This window comes from Nocardia canadensis, assembly GCF_032656385.1.
Classification (GTDB): Bacteria; Actinomycetota; Actinomycetes; order Mycobacteriales; family Mycobacteriaceae; genus Nocardia; species Nocardia canadensis.
In genome coordinates this window covers 704,725-727,310 of the sequence record NZ_JAVCWB010000001.1, presented here as the reverse complement: position 1 = coordinate 727,310, position 22,586 = coordinate 704,725, and the positions used below count along the sequence as shown (strand labels likewise).

The following is a 22,586-nucleotide window of genomic DNA, read 5'->3' as shown; positions in this document are numbered from 1 at the left end:
TTAGAAAGGAGGTGATCCAGCCGCACCTTCCGGTACGGCTACCTTGTTACGACTTCGTCCCAATCGCCGATCCCACCTTCGACGGCTCCCTCCACAAGGGTTAGGCCACCGGCTTCGGGTGTTACCGACTTTCATGACGTGACGGGCGGTGTGTACAAGGCCCGGGAACGTATTCACCGCAGCGTTGCTGATCTGCGATTACTAGCGACTCCAACTTCACGGGGTCGAGTTGCAGACCCCGATCCGAACTGAGACCGGCTTTAAGGGATTCGCTCCACCTCACGGTATCGCAGCCCTCTGTACCGGCCATTGTAGCATGTGTGAAGCCCTGGACATAAGGGGCATGATGACTTGACGTCGTCCCCACCTTCCTCCGAGTTGACCCCGGCAGTCTCTCACGAGTCCCCGCCATTACGCGCTGGCAACATAAGATAAGGGTTGCGCTCGTTGCGGGACTTAACCCAACATCTCACGACACGAGCTGACGACAGCCATGCACCACCTGTACACCGACCACAAGGGGGCCTACATCTCTGCAGGTTTCCGGTGTATGTCAAACCCAGGTAAGGTTCTTCGCGTTGCATCGAATTAATCCACATGCTCCGCCGCTTGTGCGGGCCCCCGTCAATTCCTTTGAGTTTTAGCCTTGCGGCCGTACTCCCCAGGCGGGGTACTTAATGCGTTAGCTACGGCACGGATCCCGTGGAAGGAAACCCACACCTAGTACCCACCGTTTACGGCGTGGACTACCAGGGTATCTAATCCTGTTCGCTACCCACGCTTTCGCTTCTCAGCGTCAGTTACTTCCCAGAGACCCGCCTTCGCCACCGGTGTTCCTCCTGATATCTGCGCATTTCACCGCTACACCAGGAATTCCAGTCTCCCCTGAAGTACTCTAGTCCGCCCGTATCGCCCGCAAGCTTGGGGTTGAGCCCCAAGTTTTCACGAACGACGCGACGAACCGCCTACAAGCTCTTTACGCCCAGTAATTCCGGACAACGCTCGCACCCTACGTATTACCGCGGCTGCTGGCACGTAGTTGGCCGGTGCTTCTTCTACAGGTACCGTCACTTGCGCTTCGTCCCTGTCGAAAGAGGTTTACAACCCGAAGGCCGTCATCCCTCACGCGGCGTCGCTGCATCAGGCTTTCGCCCATTGTGCAATATTCCCCACTGCTGCCTCCCGTAGGAGTCTGGGCCGTGTCTCAGTCCCAGTGTGGCCGGTCGCCCTCTCAGGCCGGCTACCCGTCGTCGCCTTGGTAGGCCATTACCCCACCAACAAGCTGATAGGCCGCGGGCCCATCTCGTACCGATAAATCTTTCCACCACAAGACATGCATCCTGTGGTCATATCCGGTATTAGACCCAGTTTCCCAGGCTTATCCCGAAGTACGAGGCAGATCACCCACGTGTTACTCACCCGTTCGCCGCTCGTGTACCCCGAAGGGCCTTACCGCTCGACTTGCATGTGTTAAGCACGCCGCCAGCGTTCGTCCTGAGCCAGGATCAAACTCTCCGTTGAAGACTCTTGAAACACCCGAAGGCGAATCAGAAATATCTAAACTAGAGTCCGAAAACCTAGCAATGCCGAACACCAGCAAAAGTTTGCTGACATTCAAAATGTCCGACCTCGTCAACCGGGGGGTATGAGAGGCCGGAACCAATAATAATATTGGCACTGACATTCATCGACACACTATTGAGTTCTCAAAGAACACACGCACAAGCATCCACCCGCAACATTTCGTCGGGGCTTCAGTCAGGGCAAGGGTTCAAACTTTAGCGCAGGCGATCCACCGGAGCAAGTCCGGAAGATAGTGAGCCCGCACACATGATCAGTCAGGCGCTCATCGTCCTACCTCGTTTCCCTGCACCATCCGCCAGCCTTGGGAGGCTCAGCAGATCGGCACTGGGTCGGTGTCCGTGTCGCTCTGACTCGAATTAAGTTACGCATCGCCGATCATGAAGTCAAATCGGCTGGTCAGCGGGGGTTTCTTCGACAAGCGGTGATCATCGGCGCGCGCTCAGGGGCGCCAGTCGGCGGGGAACCAGCTCGGGGCGGCCGCGGTGAACCGCGCGCGGTCCCACTGCCCGGCACCGGCGGGGATCGCGCCGAGCAACCGGGTCTCGGTGACGCGCGGCAGATCGTCGCGATTGCACTGCGAGGCGAGGTCGGGCTCGGCCGGCCAGGAACCGATGATCACTCCGGCGCAGGGCACGCCGGCGGCGGCCAGGGTGCGCGTGGTGAGTTCGCTGTGATTGAGGGTGCCGAGGCCGGCGGCGGCCACGACGAGCACGGGGGCGCCGAGTTTGCGCGCCAGGTCCAGGAGGGTGAACTCCCCCATCCGCACGAGCAGGCCGCCCGCGCCCTCGACCAGGACCAGGTCGGCGTCGCTCAGCGCGTCGACGGCGGCGACGGTGTCACCGAGCGACAGCAGCGGCATACCCGCACGGCGGGCGGCGGTGTCGGGCGCGAGGGGTTCCGGGTAGCGGGCGAGCTCGACGGTGCGGGTCACCCCGGACAGGCGGGTGACCTCGGCGAGGTCGCCGGGTGCGCCGGGAGCGATGCCGGTCTGGGCGGGTTTGCACACCGCGACCGAGCGGCCCGCGGTCTGGGCGGCGGCGGCCACGGCCGCGGTGGCGACGGTCTTGCCGACGTCGGTGGAGGTGCCGCTGATCAGCAGGAGGCTCATGCGGTCACCGGTTCCTTGCCGCGGGCGGCGGCGAGCACGTCGCCGAGTACCTCGGCGATGGTGCCGAGTTCGGCGGGGGTGAGGTTCGCGCGGGCGGTCAGCCGCAGGCGGGAGGTGCCCTCGGGGACCGACGGCGGACGGAAGCAGCCGACATCGAGGCCGCGGGCGCGGCAGGCCTGCGCGGCGTCGAAGGCGAGCTGGGCGTCGCCCAGGACGACCGACACGACCGCGGAGTCCGGTTCGGGCACCCCGGCGATGCGGGCGATATCGGCCGCACGGTCGAGCACCCGCGCCGCTATCGCGGGGTCGCGGCGCAGCAGTCCGAGGGCCGCGCGGGCCGCGCCCACCGCGGCGGGGGCCAGTCCGGTATCGAAGATGAACGTGCGGGCGGCATCGATGAGGTGGGCGCGGATGCGCGCATCGGCCAGGACGACGCCGCCTTGGGCGGCCAGGGCCTTGGACAGGGTCGCGGTGATGACCAGGTCGGGTTCGCCCGCCAGGCCGCTCTCGTGCACCAGCCCCCGACCGCCCGCGCCGCGGACGCCGAGTCCGTGCGCTTCGTCGACGATCAGGACCGCGCCGTTCGCCCGGCACACCCGGTGCAGGTCGGCGAGCGGAGCGAGGTCGCCGTCGGCGCTGAAGACGGAGTCGGTGAGGACCAGCGCGCGCTCCTCGGAGCGTTCGGCGAGCAGGCGTTCGACGGCGTCGACGTCACGGTGCGGGGCGATCTCCACCCTGGCCCGCGAGAGCCTGCACGCGTCGACCAGGGAGGCGTGGCTGCCTGCGTCGGAAACGACGAGGGTGCCGCGACCGGCCAGCGCGGTCACCGCGCCGAGGTTGGCGGCATAGCCGGAGGCGAACACCAACCCGGTTTCGGCACCGACGAATTCGGCCAGTTCGGCTTCGAGCTGGGCGTGTTCGGCGGTCGTCCCGGTGACGAGGCGGGAGCCGGTGGACCCGGCGCCCCAGCGACGCACGGCCGCGATGGCGCCCTCGACGACCTCGGGATGGCGAACCAGGCCGAGGTAGTCGTTGGACGCGAGGTCGATCGCGGACGACTCGGCGGGCCGCGGCCGCACATGCCTGCGTAGCCCGGCGTCGACCCGCTCGGCCGCGCGCTCATCCAACCAGCTCAACGGATCCGTACTCACAGCTGAGGAGCATACTTGAACGCCGTTCAGGCGGTGCGGTCGCGCCGTCATCCGAGGGTGGCCTTCACCGCGGCGCGGACGGCGCCGGTGATGGTGGCGATGTCCTCGGTGGTGCTGATGAACGGCGGCATCGTGTAGACGAGCGTGCGGAACGGGCGCAGCCACGCCCCCGCGGCGACGGCCGCGTCGGTGGCGGCCCGCATGTCGACGGGCGCGTCGAGTTCGACGACGCCGATCGCCCCCAGCACCCGCACCTCGGCGACGCCCGGCAGCCCGGCGAGCGGCGCCAGGCCTTCGCGCAACTCGGCTTCGATCCGGGCGACCTCATCGCGCCAGTCCCGCGATCGCAGCAGTTCGATCGAGGCGATCGCGACGGCGCAGGCCAGCGGATTGCCCATGAAGGTGGGTCCGTGCATGAGCCCGCCGTGCGCGGTGCTGATCGTCTCGGCGATGCGCGCGGTGCACAGCGTGGCGGCGAGGGTGAGATAGCCGCCGGTCAGCGCCTTGCCGACACACATCACGTCCGGGGCGACGCCGACGTGGTCGGCGGCGAACAGTTCGCCGGTGCGGCCGAATCCGGTGGCGATCTCGTCGAAGACCAGCAGCACCTCGTTCTCGTCGCAGATCCGGCGCAGCTCGGTGAGGTAGCGCGGGTCGTGCCAGCGCATCCCGCCCGCGCCCTGGACCACCGGTTCGACGATCACCGCGGCCAGCTCGTCGCGATGTTCTACGACGGCCCGCTCGAGCTCGGCGACGTAGTCGGCCTCGAAGGTCGCCGGCGGGGCGGGGACGAAGACCTGCTCGGTGAGGACATCGGTCCACAGCGCGTGCATGCCGCCGTCGGGGTCGCACACGCTCATCGGGGTGAAGGTGTCGCCGTGGTAGCCGCCGCGCCAGGTGAGCAGCCGGTGCTTGCCCGGCGCACCGACGCCGCGCCAGTACTGCAGGCACATCTTCGCCGCGACCTCGACCGAGACCGAGCCGGAGTCACAGAGGAAGACCTTCTCCAGGCCGGGCGGCGTGAGCTCGACGAGCAGCTGGGTGAGCCGGGTGGCCGGTTCGTGGGTGAGGCCGCCGAACATGACGTGACTCATCCGCCGCGACTGCGCGAGCAGGGCGGCGTCGAGCACCGGGTGCCGGTAGCCGTGCACCGCCGCCCACCAGGAACTCATCCCGTCGACCAGCTCGCGGCCGTCGGCCAGCGTCAGCCTGGTGCCCGCCGCGCTCGCGACGACCAGCGGTTCGGTGGTCGCGGGAAAGCCGCCGTAGGGATGCCAGACGTGCTCGGCATCGAGGGCGCTGATCTGCTCGGGGGTCAGGTCCACAGGTTTCCTCGTCGTCGCCCGGTGCCGTCGCCGACGGCCTTGAACACCGTTCAAGTTAGCACTCGCGTGACGGGTTCGACGGGCCGAACGGCGATCGCCGCGGGAATGCGCGCCAGCGCGGCCCGAACCTCGGCCAGCGCGGCCCCACCGAGTTCGGCCGAGATCGCCGCCTCGATCCGGCGGAGGCACTCGCCCGCCACCGCGAGCGCCGTGCCGCCCGCCGCGGTGGCAACGACCAGGCGCGCCCGGCCGTCTGCGGGGTCGGGGCGACGTTCGACATAGCCGCACCGCTCCAAGTGGGTGACGAGCTCGCCCATCGACTGCTGGGTTATGCCCGCCGCATCGGCGAGCGCGGTGACCCGGGTGCCGGCCGGTTCCAGATACCGGAATACGGCGTAGTGCGCGGGCCGCAGCTCAGGGCCGAGTTCCGCGCGCAGCTCGCGGTCCAGCTCACGCTCGACGGCATCGGCGGCCTGGACGAGGCTCGTCGACCGTGGAGCCGACCTCCAGGGCGCCTATCTGCGGCTCGAGCACGTCCTCCCCCAACGCGGCAGGCAGGCGGGTCCGCACTGGCATCCAGAAATCGGTGAGACCTGGACCGTCCGCGTCGGCCGCGTCCGGTTCCGCATCGACGGCACGGAGATCGTCGCCGGCCCGGGCGACACGGTCACGGCGCCGCCGCGGTCCGTACACGAGTTCTGGAACGAGGCCGAGGACACCGTCATGGACCACGTGATCCGCCCGCCGTTGCAACACTGGGAGATGTTCGCGTTCTGGACCGGCCTGGACAACACCGGCCGGACCACCGCGAGCGGACTGCCCCGCAATCCGCTCGCTCTCGGGCTGCTCTGGGAGTATCAGGACGGGTATCTGGCCGGCCCACCCGCGCCGTTGCAGCGGCTGATCTTCGGCGGCCTGGCCGCGCTGGCCCGGCGCACCGGCTACGCCAGGCGGCTGCTCGCAGCCGCGAGTGCGGCCGATGCGCGTTGACCAGGGGTGACGAAGCACCCACGCGCACCGCGCGCGGGCGGGGACCGGATTCCTCTACTGTCGTAGCATGTCGAGCCCGAACGACCGATCCGGTGAGGTGACCCCACTGGGCGTGTGGCCGGGCACCGCGTATCCGCTGGGCGCCACCTACGACGGCGCGGGGACGAATTTCTCGGTGTTCTCCGAGGTCGCCACCAAGGTGGAACTGAGCCTGATCGCCAAGGACGGCGCCGAGACCAGGGTCGAACTCGACGAGGTCGACGGTTACGTCTGGCACGCCTATCTCCCCGCGATCACCCCGGGTCAGCGCTACGGCTTCCGCGTCCACGGACCGTACGAACCCGAGCTGGGCCTGCGCTGCGATCCGAGCAAACTGCTGCTCGATCCGTACGGGAAGGCCTTCGACGGGCAGTTCGTCAACGACCCGTCGCTCTACACCTACGGCCTGGATTCGCTGGGCCACACCATGACCGGCGTGGTGATCAACCCGTTCTTCGACTGGGGCGCCGACCGACCGCCGAACCGCCCCTATCACGAGACGGTGATCTACGAGGCGCACGTCAAGGGCATGACGATGACCCACCCCGACGTGCCGGAGGAACTGCGCGGCACGTACGCGGGCCTGGCGCATCCGGCGATCATCGGGCATCTGAAGAGCCTGGGCGTCACCGCGATCGAGCTCATGCCGGTGCACCAGTTCTTCCACGATCACGTGCTGACCGATCAGGGACTGCGCAACTACTGGGGCTACAACAGCATCGGCTATCTCGCCCCGCACAACCAGTACTCGGCCCGCCCGCGCGGTGACGCCGCGGTCGCCGAGTTCAAGGCGCTGGTGCGCGCGATGCACGCCGAGGGCATCGAGGTGATCCTCGACGTGGTCTACAACCACACCGGCGAGGGCAATCACTTGGGGCCGACGCTGAGTCTGCGCGGCATCGACAACGCCGCCTACTACCGGCTCGACGAGACCGATCCGGCGCACTACAAGGACTACACCGGCACCGGCAACAGTCTCAATGTGCGGCATCCACACACCCTGCAGCTGATCATGGACTCGCTGCGCTACTGGATCCTGGACATGCACGTCGACGGCTTCCGGTTCGATCTGGCCGCCACGCTGGCGCGCGAATTACACGACGTGGACCGGCTTTCCGCGTTCTTCGACCTGGTGCACCAGGATCCGGTGGTGAGTCAGGTCAAGCTCATCGCCGAACCCTGGGACGTCGGCGAGGGCGGCTATCAGGTCGGCAACTTCCCGAGTCTGTGGACCGAGTGGAACGGCAAGTACCGCGACACCGTGCGCGACTACTGGCGCGGCGAGCCGGCGACACTGGGCGAGTTCGCCTATCGGCTCACCGGTTCCTCGGATCTGTACGAGTCGACCGGCCGCCGCCCGAGCGCCAGCATCAACTTCGTCACCGCGCACGACGGCTTCACGCTGCGGGACCTGGTGTCCTACAACGAGAAACACAACGACGCCAACGGCGAGGACAACCGTGACGGCGAGAGCCACAACCGGTCGTGGAACTGCGGTGTCGAGGGGCCGACCGACGATCCGGCGATCCTGGAACTGCGGGCACGCCAGCAGCGCAACCTGCTGGCCACGCTGATCCTGAGCCAGGGCACGCCGATGCTGGCCCACGGCGACGAGATCGGGCGCACCCAGCTCGGCAACAACAACGTGTACTGCCAGGATTCGCCGCTGTCGTGGATGGACTGGTCGCTGGCGCAGACCAACGCCGACCTGCTCGAGTTCACCCGCTCGGTGATCGCCCTGCGCACGCAGCACCCGATCTTCCGGCGGCGCCGCTTCCTGGCCGCGGGCCCGGGTGACGGCGCGGGCCGCAACCGCGAGATCGCCTGGTTCACCCCGGCGGGCGCGGAGATGACCACCGACGACTGGCACAGCGGCTTCGGCAAGTCCCTGGCGGTGCTGCTCGACGGAGACGGCATTCCGGAGCCGGGACCGCGCGGCGAACGCATCAGCGACGACTCGTTCCTGCTGTGCTTCAATGCGCACGACGAAGCGCTCGATTTCGTGCTGCCAGGACCGGAGTTCGGTGCCGAATGGACACTGGCCCTGGATTGTTCGACCCCCACCGGAGCGGCCGACGGGGCCCACCCCGCGGCCGCGTCCCTGCCCGTCCCCAGCCGCTGCCTGCTCGTCCTGCGCCGAACCGCCTAGCCGAAACGATGACCGAGACCTACGTGACCGATCCGCTGACCCTGCTGCACCGCGCGCCCATCCGGCCGAGCACGGTGCGCAGCACCTACCGGCTGCAGCTGCGGCCGGACGCGCTCACCTTCGCCGATGCCCGGGCCATCGCCGAATACCTGCAGCAACTGGGGGTCTCGCATCTGTATCTGTCGCCGATCCTGACCGCCGGGCACGGCTCGACGCACGGCTACGACGTCACCGATCCGACGACGGTGTCGGCGGCGCTGGGCGGGCCGACCGGGCTCAAGGCGCTCTCGGACGAGGTGCGCAGTCGCGGGATGGGGTTGATCGTCGACCTGGTGCCCAATCACGTCGGCGTGGCCGATCCGCGACAGAACCCGTGGTGGTGGGATGTGCTGCGCGACGGGCAGCAGTCCAAGTACGCGAAGTACTTCGACATCGATTGGAGTCCGGGCAACGGGGCAGGCGGGCGGCTCGCGCTGCCGGTGCTGCAGAGCGAGAACGACCCGGCCGCGCTGACCGTCGACCGATCCGGCCCCGAACCCATGCTCGCGCTGCACGATCTGCGGTTCCCGATCGCACCGGGCACCGACGGCGACAACGCGCTGCGCATCCACGATCGCCAGCACTACCGGCTGGTGAGCTGGAAGGCCGGCGTGTGCACCTACCGCCGGTTCTTCGCGGTGAGCAGTCTGGCCGCGATCCGGCAGGAGGATCCCGAGGTCTTCGAGGCGACCCACCGCGAGCTGGCCGCCTGGTGCGAACACGATCTCATCGACGGTGTGCGGGTGGACCATCCCGACGGCCTGTCGCATCCGAGCGCCTATCTGACCCGGCTGCGCAGGCTGATCGGCCCGCAGCGGCTGCTGCTGGTGGAGAAGATCCTGGCCAACCGGGAACCGCTCGACGCGACGCTGCCGGTCGACGGCACCACCGGCTACGACGCGCTCGCCGATCTCGGCGGCGTCCTGATCGATCCGGCGGGTGAGACCGCGCTGACCGAGCTGTCCCAGCACGTCGCCGGGCACGGCAGCGACCGGGCCTGGTTCGGCGAAACCGAGCACCGGATCAAGCGCGCCGTCGCGGAAACCATTCTGGCGCCCGAGATCCGGCGGCTGGTCGCCGCGATCAAGCGCGACGGCAACGCGGGCAGCTTCGACACCCTCGCCGTGAGCAACGCGACCATCGAGGTGCTGGCGTTCATGCCGGTGTACCGGGTGGACTACGCGCCGCTGGCCGGGATCACCGCCGCGGTCGTCGCCGAGGTGGAAAAACGCAATGCCGAACTGACGGTGCCGCTGTCGGTGCTGGTGACCGCGCTGTCGGTGGGTGGCGAAGCGGCGACGCGGTTCTCCCAGGTGTGTGGCGCGATCACCGCCAAGTCGGTCGAGGACACCATGTTCTATCAGGGCGCGCGGCTGGTGTCGTTGCAGGAGGTGGGCGGCAATCCGGCGCGCTTCGGGCACTCCGTCAACGACTTCCACCTGTCCAACAGCGAACGGTCGCAGCGCTGGCCGGCGACCATGACGACGCTGTCGACCCACGACACCAAGCGCGGCGAGGACGTGCGCGCCCGGATCGGGGTGCTGTCGCAGGTGGCCGAGGTCTGGTCGCAGCGGGTGCGCGGCTGGCTGGAGACCACGCCCGCGCCCGACGGCGCGACAGCACTGTTCCTGCTGCAGAACATGTTCGGGGTCTGGCCCGCCGACGGGCGGCCCGCCTCGTCGGTGCCGGGACTGCGTGATCGCCTGCATCTGTTCGCGGAGAAGTCGATTCGCGAGGCCGGGACCAAGACCTCCTGGGAGGAACCGGACGCGGAGTTCGAGTCGGCGGTGCACCACTGGCTGGACGCGGTGATCGACGGCCCCGTCGGTACCGGCATCGGCGATCTGGCCCACGAGCTGGCCCCGCACGCGTGGTCGGACGCGGTGGCGCAGAAGCTGTTACAGCTGTGCGGGCCCGGTATCCCGGACATCTATCAGGGCACCGAACTGTGGGAGGACTCCCTCGTCGACCCGGACAACCGCCGCCCGGTGAACTTCGCCGTGCGCGCCGGGCTGCTCCAATCCCTCACCGAGCCGCCGACATTGGACACCACGGGGGCGGCGAAGATGTGGGTGGTCGCCTACGCGCTGTGGTTGCGCAGGGAACGGCCGGAGTGCTTCGTCGGCGGGATGTACCGCCCGCTCTATGCGGTCGGCGAGCACGCGCAGCGGCTGGTCGCCTTCGGGCGCGGGCCCGCGGGCGAGGCGCCGGAGGTGATCGTGGCCGCGACCAGGCACTCGGTCGGGCTGGCCGCGACCGGCTGGCTCGACACCACTCTGCATCTGCCGGAAGGCAATTGGATCGATCGGCTCACCGGCACCACGTTCGCGGGCAGCGTCCGGCTGGACAAGCTGTTCACCCGGCTGCCGGTGGCCCTGCTGGTGCGCTGAGCCGACGTCACGGCCGGTGGGCGAGCACCGCGAACATCGTGACCGACAGGTGGTAGTCGCCGGTCGCGACGCCGTGCGCGACCGCGGCGGTCAGCTCCTCGGCCTGGTCGGCGGTGATCATCCCGGCGGCGCGGCCGGTGGCCACCATCTGCCCGACCAGCGGTGTCGCGGTCTCCGCGTCCCAGATCACCGCGGTCGCGGCCTGATCGTCGACGACGAATCCCGCCCGCACCAGCAGCCCGCGCAGGAGCCGGCCGGAGCCCGGGTTGGCGGTGGTCGCCCGCATCAGCTCCGCCAGCGCGGCGACGACAGCTGGGTCGCCGGGGTGCAGGATAGCGGTGTACCAGTCGCTGTCGATCAGACATACCCGGCCGCCGGGGCGCAGAACCCGGGCGATCTCGGCGGTGGCGGCGGCGGGGTCGTCGAGGTGCTGGAAGACCCGTTCGCAGCGGACCACATCGACGGAGCCGTCCGGCAGCGGGAGCGCGGCGGCGGTGCCCTCGGCGAACTCGGCGGCGGTGCCGCGCGCCCGATCGCGGGCGACCGCCGCCATGGCCGGGTTGGCGTCGACCCCGACGGCACGGCCGCGCGGGCCCACCCGTGCGGCGAAGGCCAGGACCTCCGAGCCGGTGCCGGAACCGATGTCGAGGGCGGTTTCCCCGGGCTGCGGCGCGAGGACGTCCATGACCCAGCGCCGCATGCGGACCACGCCGGACAGCTCGGCCTGCCGATCCAGCAGGGTCACCAGCAGGTCGTCGGCCGCACCGGCGGCGTCGGCGCGGAAGGATGGCAGCTGCTCGTCGGGGACGGCCATATCGATGACGGTACGCCGCGCGAAACGCGCGGCCACGATGGTCGTGGCCGCGCGTTTCGGGGTCGCTGTCAGTGGCCGGTGCCGCGCAGGCCGCGGTACTGCAGTGCCGCGAAGGCGCCGACCGTGACCGCTTGCAGCACCCCCCACACCGCGCCCGCCACGGTCAGCCCGAGGACGCCGGTGACCACGGCGATCAGGCTCGCGACGACCCAGGTCGCGTTGCCGATCGCGACCGCCGCCGCCCCGGTCCGTGACACCGGAGACCTCCGCCCGACCACCGCGACCGCGAGACCGTAGGCGGTGAGGAAGGCGCCGATCGCGAGGCCAGCCCGGGAGTCGAGGCCGAGCAGCCGTTCCAGCAGCGGAGCCAGGGCGAGGTAGGCGACGCCGTTGACCGTGGTGACGACGGCGTCGAGGCGCAGCGAGAGCAGCAGCAGCGGCTCGCCCGGGGTGAGCAGGGTGGACAGGCGAGACGAGACGGTGGCGGTGGTCATGGCGGATCTCCTTGGCTGGGAAGGGGTGTCAGGCGGAGGCGGGTACTCGGTCGAGGAAGCCGTAGACGCTGTCGATGCGGCCGTCGGCGAGGACGGCGACGTCGAAGCCGATCACCACGGGCTCGCCCTCGGCGGGGCCGAGGCCCCAGGTGAAACGCACCTGGTCGTGGTGGGCGTCGACCGGGCCGGCCAGGCGGAAGGTCCAGTCGGGGAACTGCGTCTGCACGCCGGCGATGGCGGCCTCGAGTTCGGCGTGGCCGGTGACGGCGACCAGCGGGTCGACGTAGCGGGCCTCGGGGGTGAACAGGCGGGCGACCGCGGCGCGACGGGCGCCGGGCTCACGGGTGTTCCAGGCCTCCAGGTACTGCGCGACGACGGTGTTCATCTCGACCTCCGAAATATGCTGTGAGCTGGTGTTTCGCGGGTTGTTCCTGCGATGACACCTACGTTATGGTGCGCCGGGGGTAGGTCGAATCAGTCGTCTATAGGTACTTCCGGCGACGGAGATACCGCCGGTACCGGTACGGCGCTACCGTGGTGCGCATGCTGCACGGACGCGAACCCGAACAGGCCACGATCGATGACCTGCTCGCGGGCGCGCGGGCCGGGCGCAGCGGGGCGCTGGTCCTGCGGGGCGAGGCGGGGATCGGCAAGTCGGCCCTGCTGGATTATGCGGCCGCGCAGGGCATTCCGGCGATCCGCAGCGCCGGTATCGAGTCCGAGGCCGAATTGCCGTTCGCGGCACTGCATCTGCTGGTGCGGCCGGCGATGGAACTGGTGCGGCAGCTGCCGCCACGACAGCGCGACGCGATGGACGCCGCGTTCGGACTGGGCGACGGCGCGCCCGCGGACCCGATGCTGATCGGCCTGGCCGTGCTCACCCTGCTGGCCGAGGAAGCGGCCGAGGGACCCCTGCTGGTCCTGATCGACGACGCGCACTGGCTGGACCTGGCGACGGCGCAAACCCTGCTGTTCGCCGCCCGCAGACTCGACGCCGAAGGCGTGGTGATCCTGTTCGCCACCCGGTCCGGCCCCGACGATTTCCCCGCGCCGGGGCTGCCGGAACTGGCGCTGTCCGGCCTCCGCGCCGACGCCGCCGCGGCCCTGCTCGACGCGGGCCCGACCCGGCTCTCGCCCACCACCCGCTATCGTCTGCTCGCCGAGGCGGGTGGCAATCCCCTTGCCCTGCTGGAACTTCCGGCTGCGGCGGAGAGCGCCGAGAATCCGAATCCGCTGCCGTTGACCCAGCGGCTCCAGCTGGCCTTCCACGGCCGGGTCGCCCGCCTGCCCGCGGGAACCCGGACGATCCTGCTGATCGCCGCGGCCGCCGGCGCCGAGGATCTGGCGCCGGTGCTGCGCGCCGCCGCGAGCCTCGGCGCGGGTCTCGACGATCTGCAGCCGGCCCAGGACGCCGACCTGGTGCGCACCGACGGGCAGGTGTTGACCTGGCGTCACCCGCTCTCCCGCGCCGCGGTCTACCAGGGGTCGGCGCTCACCGAACGCCTGGCCGCCCACCGCGCGCTCGCCACCGCGCTCGACGACGCCGACAGCGCGGACCTGCGCGCCTGGCATCTCGCCTGCGCCGCGACCGGTCCCGACGAGGCGGCGGCCACCGCGCTAGAGCACACCGCCGACCGGGCCAGGCGCCGCAACGGATTCCACGGCGCGGTCGCCGCCTACGACCGGGCCGCGGCACTCAGCGCCGACCCCGGCGCCCGGTTGCGCCGACTCGTCCTGGCCGCCGAGACCGCCACCGAGGCCGGGCTCACCGAGCAGGCCGCGCGGCTGGCCGAGCGCGCCGCGGCGATGTCGACCGACGACGCGTTCGAGGCGCGCCTCGAGCTGGTGCGCGCGCAGGCCGAATTCGCCGCGGGCAAGCCGGGGTCCGCGCATCGGCGCCTGATGGCGGTGGCGGCGCGGGAGACCGATCCGCGCGCGGCGGCGCGCATCGTCACCAGGGCGGTGCATACCGCCTGGTATCTCGGTCCCGCCGAGCTGGACGAGGTCGCCGCGTTGCTGGCCACGCTGTGCCTGGACGCCGACGATCCGGTCACCCCGATCGTGCGCTACCTGACCGGCGCGGTGGCCGGGCGGCGCACGGTCGACCTGCGGGTGGCGGCGGAGGCGGCCCGCGCCAACGGCGCCGACAGTCCCGCCGACCTCGTCCAGCTGTGCGGCAGCGGGCTCGTCGTCGGCCAGGACGACCAGGTCGGCGAGCTGGCCGAGGTCCTCATCGGCGAAGCCAGGGAGCAGGGCCGGATCGCGCTGCTGGCGCCCCTGCTGTTCTTCCGCGCCGAGGCCGAGCTGTTCGGTGGCCGCCCCGGCGAGAGCCGGATCGCCGCCGGGGAAGGGCTGCGGATCGCCGAGGACATCGGTCAGCCGCAGTGGATCAGCCAGCTCACCGCCTTCCTGGCCTACGGGGCCGCGCTGCGCGGGGACGAGGCGTCCTGCCGCGCCTACGCCGATCGCGCGGTCGCCGAGGAGTTCGGCGGGACACAGTCCGTGGGCGCGCCCTGGGCGCACGCGGCGCTGGCGCTGCTCGCCCTCGGCCAGGGCAGGCTGGATCAGGCACAGGCCGAACTGGACCATATGACCGTCGAACCGGCCCGGCATCACGTCAGCGGATTGCGCACCCTGGTCGATCAGGTGGAGGTGGCGGCCCGGCTCGGCGACACCGACCGGGCCGTCGCGGCGCAGGAACAGCTCGGCGCGTGGTCGCGGCGAACCGGTCAGGCATGGATCGCGGCCGGGGCCGCCAGGGGCGCGGCGATGCTCGCCGAGGGCGCCGACGCCGAAGAGCACTTCCTGGCCGCGCTCACGGCCCAGCGGCCGTTCGACGAGGCCCGTACCCGGCTGCTCTACGGCGAATGGCTGCGCCGCGACAAGCGCAAGGTCGACGCGCGCACCCAGCTCGAACAGGCGCTGGAGCTGTTCGACCGGCTCGAGGCCGGACCGTGGCGGGAACGCACCCGCGCCGAACTGGCCGCGCTCGGCGTCGGCGCCGCCGCGCGCCCCGCGGCGGGCCCGCTCAGCGTGCTCACCCCGCAGGAGTCACAGATCGTGCGGCTGGCCGCGCAGGGCCTGTCGAACCGGGAGATCGCGGCGCGCCTGTTGCTGAGTCACCGCACGGTCGGGCATCACCTGTACAAGGCGTATCCGAAATTGGGGGTGCTCTCACGCGGAGAGCTGCGCGAACTCGACCTAGCGGAGTGAGTGCGCCCTGGCGGCACCGACCGACCAGCGCAGCGCGGCGACGGCGGCCGCGGCGAGCACGGCGGACTGGGCCGAACCGAGGATCAGCAGCAGCAGGGCACCGACGACGAGCCCGGCGACCAGCGCCTCGAGCTTGTAGACCGGCCACGCACTGCCCGCGATGTCGACCGTCGCGGATGCTGCCGATGGGGTGACCACTGCCATGCACACAGGATAGGCGGACATCGAAGTTCGGGCCACCGAACTTTCCTGGCCGGACCTGTCGGGAACATCACACCGCGCACGGTCGTTGTCCAGGTCATGCCACTGACTGGAGAGTACGCACCGAGCACTTCGGACTGGGCCCGTACCCAGGCCGAGACCTACGAGAACTCCGGCGGAGCCGAGGGCACCTCACTGCAGGGCAAGCCCGTCATCCTGCTGACCACCAAGGGCGTCAAGACCGGCAAACTCCGCAAGACCCCGCTGATGCGCGTCGAGCACGACGGCGAGTACGCCGTCGTCGCCTCGCTGGGCGGCGCGCCCAAGCACCCGGTCTGGTACTTCAACATCAAGGCCGAGCCGCACGTCGAACTGCGCGACGGCACCGTCACCAAGGACTACACCGCTCGCGAGGTCTTCGGTGACGAGAAGGCGCTGTGGTGGGACCGCGCCGTGGCGGTGTGGCCGGACTACGCCGAGTACCAGAAGAAGACCGATCGCCAGATCCCCGTCTTCGTCCTCACCCCGCGCTGACGCCGCGTCGCCGGGCCCGTCATCGCGGCTGGTCCGGCGACGGGAGGCGCGCTCTCGCAGCGCTCGAGCCCCTCGGTAGCATTTACCGGGTGTCCCCCATCGCTGACGTCGCCGAAGTGTCCGTAACCCGTCCGCCGCTGACCGCGGACGAGATCGACGCCGCCGCCAAGCGAATTTCCGACATCATCGAGCCGACACCGCTGCAGTACTCCGCGCGGCTGTCGGCGAGCACCGGTGCGCAGGTCTACCTCAAGCGCGAAGACCTCACCGCGGTGCGCTCGTACAAGCTGCGCGGCGCCTACAACCTGATGGTCCAGCTCACCGCCGCCGAGCGCGCGGCCGGTGTGGTCGCGGCCAGCGCGGGCAATCACGCTCAGGGCGTGGCCTTCGCCTGTCAGGCCATGGGCGTGCGCGGGCGCATCTACGTGCCGACCACCACCCCGAAGCAGAAGCGCGATCGCATCCGCGTGCACGGCGGCGAGTTCGTCGAGCTGATCGCCGTCGGCGAGACCTACGACGCGGCCGCCGCGGCCGCCGCCGACGATGTGGCCCGCACCGGCGCGACCATGGTGCCGCCGTTCGACGACCCGCGCACCGCCGCTGGTCAGGGCACCATCGCCGCGGAATTCCTCGAGCAGCTGGGCACCGCGCCCGACCTGGTCATCGTCCCGGTCGGTGGTGGCGGCTGCCTCGCCGGCATCGGCACCTATCTGCGCGAACGCGCGCCGCAGGCCGGTCTGCTCGGCGTCGAGCCCGCGGGCGCGGCCTCGATGACCGCCGCACTGGTGGCGGGCGGTCCGGTCACGCTGCCCGAGATCGACCCGTTCGTCGACGGCGCGGCCGTGCGCCGCATCGGCAACCTGCCGTATCAGGCGGCGTCCTCGTTCGGTGGCCGGGTGGTCTCGCATGCCTCGCTGCCGCTGCTCACCACCACCGAATCCCCCACCGGCACCGCCTCTTTCCGGATGATGCAGGTCGACGAGGGCGCGATCTGCACCGCGATGCTCGACCTGTACCAGAGCGAGGGCATCATCGCCGAGCCCGCGGGCGCGCTGGCCACGGCGGCGCTGGCCGAGATCGAGATCGAGCCGGGATCGACGGTGGTCGTGCTGGTGTCCGGCGGCAACAACGATGTCTCCCGCTACGGCGAGATCATCGAGCGCTCGCTGGTGCACCGGGGTCTCAAGCACTACTTCCTCGTCGACTTCCCGCAGGAACCCGGCGCGCTGCGCCGCTTCCTCGACGACGTCCTCGGCCCCGACGACGACATCACCATGTTCGAGTACGTCAAGCGCAACAACCGGGAGACCGGGGCCGCGCTGGTCGGTATCGAGCTCGGCGCCACCGACGATCTGGCGTCGCTGCTGCACCGCATCGAGGAGTCCCCGATCCAGGCCGAGCGCCTGGAACCGGGTTCTCCCGCGTACCGCTACCTCACCTAGTCCGGACGCGACAGCCCCGGACTACGCCGCGGCGCGGTCCGGGCGCTGCGCGGCCGACCGGGACGAGCGTGCGCCCGCCACGGCCAGCGGCAGCAGCCAGCTCATCGCGAGCTGGTCGTAGGGCAGCAGACCCTGGTCGAGGCGGTTGTGCACGAAGGCCACCGACAGGCCCGACTGCGGGTCGACCCAGCCGAAGGACCCGCCGAGCCCGATGTGGCCGAAGGCGTTGCGCGCGCCGGGTACCGGCATCGAGTGATAGCCGAGGTGCCACATCATCGGGAAGTAGAACAGGGCGTGGTCGAGGCGGTAGGTCTGTACCCGCCGGATCGTCCGGTGGGTCCCGGGCGCCAGGAACGGCCTGCCGTCGACGGTGAGTCCGTCGGCCAGCGCGGAGTACATCCTGGCCAGGCCCGGCGCGGTGCACACACCGTTGCCCGCGGGCATCTCGGAGTCGAGAATGGCCGGCTCGTCACCGTCGAGGATGCCGTCGAGCCCGGGCACGAACAGGCAGCGGGCGGCCGCGCCGAGCGGGCCGGGAAACCGCTGACCGATCCGGTCGAGGAAAGCGGCGGCGATCGGGTGGCCCGCCACGCTCAGGTGCGCGCCCGCCAGCCGGGCGTATTCCGTGGACGATCCGACGGCTGGGCGGCCGAGGTGGATGCCGTCGATGCCGAGCGGGTCGGTGACCTCGCTGCGGATGAGCGTGCTCATGCTCTGCCCGGTGACGGCCCTGGCCAGCCCGGCCAGCAGCCAGCCGTAGGTCAGCGCGTGGTAAGTCGGGATGCCGAGCAGCCGGTCGGGGGTGGCCAGCGCGAGCCGGTCCTCCATGAGCTCGTGGTCGAGGGATTCGGCGGCGGTGGTCGCGATCGCGGGCAGCGACGACAGGCCCGCCCGATGGGTGAGCAGGTCGGCGACGGTGATCGCGCCCTTGCCCCGCGCGGCGAAGCGCGGCCAGTACTCGGCGACCGGCGCCTGGTAGTCGATCAGGCCGCGATCGGCGAGCCGGTGGATGACGGTGGCGGTGACGCCCTTGGTCGCGGAGAACACGATGGGCGCAGTGTCGGCGGTCCACGGCCGGTCCCCCGCGCTGCCGGTCCACAGATGGGCCAGGGGTTCGCCGTGCCGATAGATCGCGATGGCACCGCCCGCGCCGCGGCGATGGCCGATCAAGGTGGCGAAAGCGCGCACCAGCGGACCGAATCCGGCCGCGGCGTGACCGCCCACACCGGCCGGGAGGGCAGCGCTGTCCTGCCCATAAGCGTCGTTGCTCATCGTTCAACCGTACGGACGTCTGTTCGCTTGGGCAACGGTCTACCGGCGACCGTAGCCGAGCCGTGCTCTGTGCGGATCAGTCGGTGACCACGGTCCCCGCGCCGTCGCCCTCTTCCAGCACGGCGAAACTGTGCCCCGAGATGAGCGTTCCCGCACCGGATTCGGTCGCGGGCGCCCAGGCGAGCAGCACCCGGCCGTGCACCGGGATCACCGCCTCGTCCTCGGACAGGTTGCAGACCACCGAGATCCGGCCGCGCCGCAGCACGAACCAGCGATTCGCCTCGTCGTAGTCGGCCCAGACCCGTTCCAGCCAGGGGTCGGTGAACTCGGACCTGCTCCTGCGCAGAGCGAGCAGCGCGCGATAGCAGGCGAGCAGCCGGGCATGCGGTTCCCTGGTCGGTTCGGTCCAGTCCAGCTTGGAGCGGAGGAAGGTGTCCGGGTCCTGCGGGTCGGGCACCTCGTCGGTGGACCAGCCGTGCTCGGCGAATTCGGCCCGGCGGCCGGCCGCGGTGGCCGCGCCGACGACCGGGTCGGTGTGCGAGGTGAAGAACTGGAATGGGGTGCGCGCACCCCATTCCTCGCCCATGAACAGCATCGGCGTGCTCGCCGAGAGCAGCACCAGCGCCGCCTTCACCGCCAGCTGTCCCGGGGTGAGATAGGCGCTCGGGCGGTCGCCGACGGCCCGGTTGCCGATCTGGTCGTGGGTGCAGGTGTAGCCGAGCAGGGCGCTGCCGGGGATCAGCGCGCGCGGGATCGGCGTGCCGTGGGTGCGGCCGCGGAAGCTGGAATACGTGCCGGCGTGGAAGAACCCGTGGGTGAGGGTCTGGGCCAGGCAGGCCAGCGAGCCGAAATCGGCGTAGTAGCCCTGCCGTTCACCGGACACGGCCGTGTGCACGGCGTGGTGCAGGTCGTCGTTCCACTGGCCGGTCAGGCCGTAGCCGCCCGCCGCGCGCGGCGTGATCAGGCGAGGGTCGTTGAGGTCGCTTTCGGCGATCAGGCTCAGCGGGCGGCCCAGATGCGCCGACAGCGCGGTGGTTTCGACGACGAGTTCCTCGAGCAGGTGGGTCGCGGTGCGGTCGACCAGCGCGTGCACGGCATCGATGCGCAGCGCGTCGATGTGGAAGTCGCGCAGCCAGCGCAGGGCGTTGTCGATGATGTGGCGGCGGACCGCGTCGGAGCCGGGACCGTCCAGGTTCAGGCTCTCGCCCCAGGTATTGCGCCCCGAGGTGAGGTAGGGGCCGAAGCGGGGCAGGTAGTTGCCGGAGGGGCCGAGATGGTTGTAGACCACGTCCAGGCAGACCGCCAGGCCGCGCGCGTGGCAGGCGTCGACGAAGCGTTGCAGGCCGTCGGGACCGCCGTAGCTCTCCTGCACCGCGTACCAGAGCACGCCGTCGTAGCCCCAGTTGTGGGTGCCGTCGAAGGCGTTGACCGGCATCAGCTCGACCGTGGTGACGCCCAGCGCGACCAGGTGGTCGAGCCGGTCGATCGCCGCGTCGAAGGTGCCGTCCGGGGTGAAGGTGCCGATGTGCAGTTCGTAGAACACCGAACCGGCCAGCTGTCTGCCGGTCCAGTTCCGGTCGGTCCAGGCCGCCTGGTCCAGGTCGTGCACGGCGGAGGGTTCGTGCACTCCGTCGGGTTGGCGCGGGGAGCGCGGGTCGGGCAGCACGGTCGGATCGTCGTCGATCAGGAACCCGTAGCGGGCGCCCTGACCTGCGTCGACGGTGACCGACCAGCGTCCGCCGCCATTGCGCCGCATCGCATGGGTCACCCCGTCCAGTTGCAGCCGCACCGCCCCCGCCTCCGGCGCCCAGACCCGAAACTGCCTCATGGCCCCAGCATCGCACGCGCGCGGTCATCGGGCAGGGCGACCGGTGCCACGCGCGGTGGGGCTCCCGGCTTCCGGCCGACGTCAGTCGTGGGCCACCACCCCGACCGGCCCTGTGCCGAAGCACAATTCGATGTTCGGCGTCAGCGCGCGGACCCGCAGCGCCGTGCCGCCGCCGAGCATGCGGAGGTAGACCGGGTGCAGTCCGGCCCTGACCTCGGCGACGGTTTCGGCGGCGCCCTCGAACGAGACGGCGATCGCGCCGTCGCGGTCGGCCAGGTAGTTGAGCTGGGCGGTCCATTCGCGGATCTGCATCGGTCCGTCCAGCGGCAGCCGGAGCGCCTCGCCCGGCGTCATCCGGTAGCCGCAGCCGGGTTCCGGGGCGGGCACGATCGAGCGGTTCCACCACACCTGGGCGTCGACGAGGTCGCCGTCGTCGGTGAACATCCGCAGGTGCGGTGTCGAGCGGGCGAAGGTGTCCGGTCCGGCGAGCGCGGCGAATACCTGGTCGGTCATGTTCTGCGGGAAGGCCAAGGGGTTGAGCACGTTCCAGGGAACCTCTTGCGGCAAGAGCGGCGCGTCCGCGTTCGGGAGTGCGGCGCGCACCCCGGTGACGTAGGTGCGGGCCGGGCTCGGCTCCCAGGAGCGGGTGAAGGTGACGGTTGAAAACACGCTGCTCACGAGGAAGATCACGGTCGCCGCCACGGGCACGACCGCGCGGAAGCCAACGCGATCACCGTCGTCTCGCTCCGCGACGAGCTGCCGCACCGCGAGCCCGCCACGGAGACGTTCTCCCGCCTCGTGAGCCGTCATGTCATCGGCCACCGAGGAACCGGCGTGGACGCCACGCGGCACGCGGTGCGCGGCGGTCATGATCAGGGCGAGTCCCAGGCAGGCGATCGCGGCGACATCCGCGAAGTACCGGATGGACTGCAGCAACAGCGCCGCGGTGCCCGGTCCGTCACGCAGCACCACCACCGGCGCGACGGTCAGCACGACGTAGGCGGCCGCGCACACCCAGACCGCGCCGACCCGGACTCGCGTGCGGATCGTCCACGCCGCGAACGCGATCAGCAGCAGCCAGCACAGCGCGACGGCCACGCCGGGCGGATCGGCCCACGGGGTCGCGGGCTGCCAGCGTTCCCACCGCCACGGTCCCCCGAACAGAGCGGGTACCAGGCCGTCCGAGAGCGCTTGGCGCAGCAGCGCGGTGGGCTGCTCGGGCCGGGACAGCCCGCGCGGACGCTGGATGACCAGCAGGAAGAACGCCGACCACGCCAGCAGCACACCGCCCGCCGCCGTCCAGAGAGCGGCGCCGCGCCGGGCGACCGCGCGCACCGATTCCCCGCGGACGTACGCCGACAGCGTCACCACCGCGAACGCGACCGGCAGCACCACCACCGCCTTCTCGAAGCACAGCAACGCGACCGCGTACCCGGCCGCGCCCGACACCGCGTACCGACGGCGGCCGGTGCGCACGAGCCGCAGGGCGTCCGCGCTGACCCAGGCGAGCGCGATCTGCAGCGGCAGCGCGTTCACCGCGGCCGACCACCAGGCGAAGGCGGGCACCGTCAGCGGCACGAACAGGTAGCAGGTCAACGGCACCAGCAGGCGTGGCCCGGTCCCGAGCAGCACGACGACCAGCCGCAGCACGGCCAGGGAGGCCAGCAGCTGCAACAGCACCAGGACGGCCGCCGCCACTGCCCACTCGAACGGCGCCACCGCGGTCACCACCCAGGTCAGCGCGAACGCCATCGGCATCACGTGTCCGTCGTGGCTGGTGAACAGCAACTCCGCCGACCACAGCGGATGCCGCCCCACCTCGCCGAGCAGGATGAAGTCGTCCCAGTAGAAGAACCCCGACGCCGCGACCCAGCCGCGCAGGACCAGCTGCGCCACGATCAGCGCGGCGGCGGCGAGCAGCACGGCCCGCGGCGACACCCGCAGGCGCGGCCGCGCGGGCCGCGCGGGTTGTGGTGGCGAATCGAGCCGAGTCGCTGACGTCACGTCTCCCGA

General features: G+C 70.6%; 17 protein-coding genes and 1 rRNA gene. 6 read left to right on the top strand and 12 right to left on the bottom strand.

Features of this window, described 5'->3' with window-relative positions:
• Positions 1-4: 4 nt before the first annotated feature.
• The 5 genes from Q7X29_RS03250 to Q7X29_RS03230 form a co-directional block, all read right to left on the bottom strand.
• Positions 5-1,521: ribosomal RNA gene (locus Q7X29_RS03250) — 16S ribosomal RNA — on the bottom strand.
• Positions 1,522-2,023: 502 nt separating this feature from the next.
• Positions 2,024-2,692, bottom strand: a complete 669-nt coding sequence (gene bioD / locus Q7X29_RS03245) for a dethiobiotin synthase (RefSeq protein ID WP_316573224.1) — start codon at positions 2,690-2,692, stop codon at positions 2,024-2,026.
• A complete protein-coding gene (locus Q7X29_RS03240; RefSeq protein WP_394358651.1) occupies positions 2,689-3,843 on the bottom strand; it encodes an 8-amino-7-oxononanoate synthase in 1,155 nt (384 codons plus the stop codon). Before Q7X29_RS03240 ends, bioD begins: the two co-directional genes overlap by 4 nt.
• Positions 3,844-3,890: 47 nt before the next feature.
• A complete protein-coding gene (locus Q7X29_RS03235) occupies positions 3,891-5,168 on the bottom strand; it encodes an adenosylmethionine--8-amino-7-oxononanoate transaminase (RefSeq protein WP_316573222.1) in 1,278 nt (425 codons plus the stop codon).
• Between the two features lie 50 nt (positions 5,169-5,218).
• On the bottom strand, positions 5,219-5,581 hold the full coding sequence (locus Q7X29_RS03230; RefSeq protein ID WP_316573251.1) for a MarR family winged helix-turn-helix transcriptional regulator: 363 nt from the start codon (positions 5,579-5,581) through the stop codon (positions 5,219-5,221).
• A 106-nt stretch (positions 5,582-5,687) separates the two neighbouring features.
• Between Q7X29_RS03230 and Q7X29_RS03225 the strand changes: the two genes are divergently transcribed.
• The 3 genes from Q7X29_RS03225 (at position 5,688) to treY (ending at position 10,775) form a co-directional block, all read left to right on the top strand.
• Positions 5,688-6,158: a cupin domain-containing protein gene (locus tag Q7X29_RS03225; RefSeq protein ID WP_316573250.1), complete on the top strand. Its 471-nt coding sequence runs from the start codon at positions 5,688-5,690 to the stop codon at positions 6,156-6,158.
• A 67-nt stretch (positions 6,159-6,225) separates the two neighbouring features.
• Complete coding sequence (gene glgX, locus Q7X29_RS03220; RefSeq protein WP_316573221.1) at positions 6,226-8,346, top strand: glycogen debranching protein GlgX; 2,121 nt, start codon at positions 6,226-6,228, stop codon at positions 8,344-8,346.
• An 8-nt stretch (positions 8,347-8,354) separates the two neighbouring features.
• Positions 8,355-10,775, top strand: coding sequence for a malto-oligosyltrehalose synthase (gene treY / locus Q7X29_RS03215; RefSeq protein ID WP_218720665.1), 2,421 nt, complete (start codon positions 8,355-8,357; stop codon positions 10,773-10,775).
• Positions 10,776-10,782: 7 nt separating this feature from the next.
• Here treY and Q7X29_RS03210 read toward each other — a convergent pair whose 3' ends face one another.
• The 3 genes from Q7X29_RS03210 to Q7X29_RS03200 form a co-directional block, all read right to left on the bottom strand.
• Positions 10,783-11,589 (bottom strand): methyltransferase domain-containing protein, encoded by an 807-nt coding sequence (locus Q7X29_RS03210; RefSeq protein ID WP_316573220.1) that lies wholly within the window; start codon positions 11,587-11,589, stop codon positions 10,783-10,785.
• Between the two features lie 68 nt (positions 11,590-11,657).
• Entirely contained in the window at positions 11,658-12,083 is a 426-nt protein-coding gene (locus Q7X29_RS03205; RefSeq protein WP_218720663.1) for a hypothetical protein, read from the bottom strand.
• 28 nt (positions 12,084-12,111) lie between these two features.
• Positions 12,112-12,468 carry a nuclear transport factor 2 family protein gene (locus Q7X29_RS03200; protein WP_218720662.1) on the bottom strand — a complete coding sequence of 119 codons (357 nt, stop codon included), beginning with the start codon at positions 12,466-12,468 and terminating at the stop codon, positions 12,112-12,114.
• Positions 12,469-12,626: 158 nt separating this feature from the next.
• Here Q7X29_RS03200 and Q7X29_RS03195 point away from each other — a divergent pair, with 158 nt between their 5' ends.
• The gene (locus Q7X29_RS03195) at positions 12,627-15,296 is read left to right on the top strand and encodes an AAA family ATPase (RefSeq protein ID WP_316573219.1); all 2,670 of its coding nucleotides are present in this window, start codon (positions 12,627-12,629) and stop codon (positions 15,294-15,296) included.
• On the opposite strand, the gene Q7X29_RS03190 is transcribed toward Q7X29_RS03195, so the two are convergent.
• Complete coding sequence (locus Q7X29_RS03190; protein WP_189034831.1) at positions 15,285-15,500, bottom strand: hypothetical protein; 216 nt, start codon at positions 15,498-15,500, stop codon at positions 15,285-15,287. The two genes, Q7X29_RS03195 and Q7X29_RS03190, sit on opposite strands and share 12 nt — an antisense overlap.
• Before the next feature lie 96 nt (positions 15,501-15,596).
• Here Q7X29_RS03190 and Q7X29_RS03185 point away from each other — a divergent pair, with 96 nt between their 5' ends.
• Complete coding sequence (locus tag Q7X29_RS03185; protein WP_316573218.1) at positions 15,597-16,031, top strand: nitroreductase family deazaflavin-dependent oxidoreductase; 435 nt, start codon at positions 15,597-15,599, stop codon at positions 16,029-16,031.
• A gap of 89 nt (positions 16,032-16,120) precedes the next feature.
• Positions 16,121-17,473, top strand: a complete 1,353-nt coding sequence (ilvA, locus tag Q7X29_RS03180) for a threonine ammonia-lyase IlvA (RefSeq protein WP_218720659.1) — start codon at positions 16,121-16,123, stop codon at positions 17,471-17,473.
• Positions 17,474-17,494: 21 nt separating this feature from the next.
• On the opposite strand, the gene Q7X29_RS03175 is transcribed toward ilvA, so the two are convergent.
• From Q7X29_RS03175 to Q7X29_RS03165, 3 genes are all read right to left on the bottom strand, one after another.
• A complete protein-coding gene (locus Q7X29_RS03175) occupies positions 17,495-18,745 on the bottom strand; it encodes a serine hydrolase domain-containing protein (protein ID WP_218720658.1) in 1,251 nt (416 codons plus the stop codon).
• Positions 18,746-18,821: 76 nt separating this feature from the next.
• A complete protein-coding gene (gene treZ / locus Q7X29_RS03170) occupies positions 18,822-20,573 on the bottom strand; it encodes a malto-oligosyltrehalose trehalohydrolase (RefSeq protein WP_316573217.1) in 1,752 nt (583 codons plus the stop codon).
• A gap of 81 nt (positions 20,574-20,654) precedes the next feature.
• Positions 20,655-22,577: a hypothetical protein gene (locus Q7X29_RS03165; protein WP_316573216.1), complete on the bottom strand. Its 1,923-nt coding sequence runs from the start codon at positions 22,575-22,577 to the stop codon at positions 20,655-20,657.
• Between the last annotated feature and the right edge of the window lie 9 nt (positions 22,578-22,586).

Bases quoted from the DNA above. Each gene is read 5' to 3' on its own strand.
- Q7X29_RS03200 (WP_218720662.1), bottom strand. From the start codon at position 12,468: ATGAACACCGTCGTCGCGCAGTACCTGGAGGCCTGGAACACCCGTGAG.
- treY (WP_218720665.1), top strand. From the start codon at position 8,355: ATGACCGAGACCTACGTGACCGATCCGCTGACCCTGCTGCACCGCGCG.
- bioD (WP_316573224.1), bottom strand. From the start codon at position 2,692: ATGAGCCTCCTGCTGATCAGCGGCACCTCCACCGACGTCGGCAAGACC.
- Q7X29_RS03175 (WP_218720658.1), bottom strand. From the start codon at position 18,745: ATGAGCAACGACGCTTATGGGCAGGACAGCGCTGCCCTCCCGGCCGGT.
- Q7X29_RS03195 (WP_316573219.1), top strand. From the start codon at position 12,627: ATGCTGCACGGACGCGAACCCGAACAGGCCACGATCGATGACCTGCTC.
- Q7X29_RS03210 (WP_316573220.1), bottom strand. From the start codon at position 11,589: ATGGCCGTCCCCGACGAGCAGCTGCCATCCTTCCGCGCCGACGCCGCC.
- Q7X29_RS03185 (WP_316573218.1), top strand. From the start codon at position 15,597: ATGCCACTGACTGGAGAGTACGCACCGAGCACTTCGGACTGGGCCCGT.
- treZ (WP_316573217.1), bottom strand. From the start codon at position 20,573: ATGAGGCAGTTTCGGGTCTGGGCGCCGGAGGCGGGGGCGGTGCGGCTG.
- glgX (WP_316573221.1), top strand. From the start codon at position 6,226: ATGTCGAGCCCGAACGACCGATCCGGTGAGGTGACCCCACTGGGCGTG.
- Q7X29_RS03205 (WP_218720663.1), bottom strand. From the start codon at position 12,083: ATGACCACCGCCACCGTCTCGTCTCGCCTGTCCACCCTGCTCACCCCG.
- Q7X29_RS03190 (WP_189034831.1), bottom strand. From the start codon at position 15,500: ATGGCAGTGGTCACCCCATCGGCAGCATCCGCGACGGTCGACATCGCG.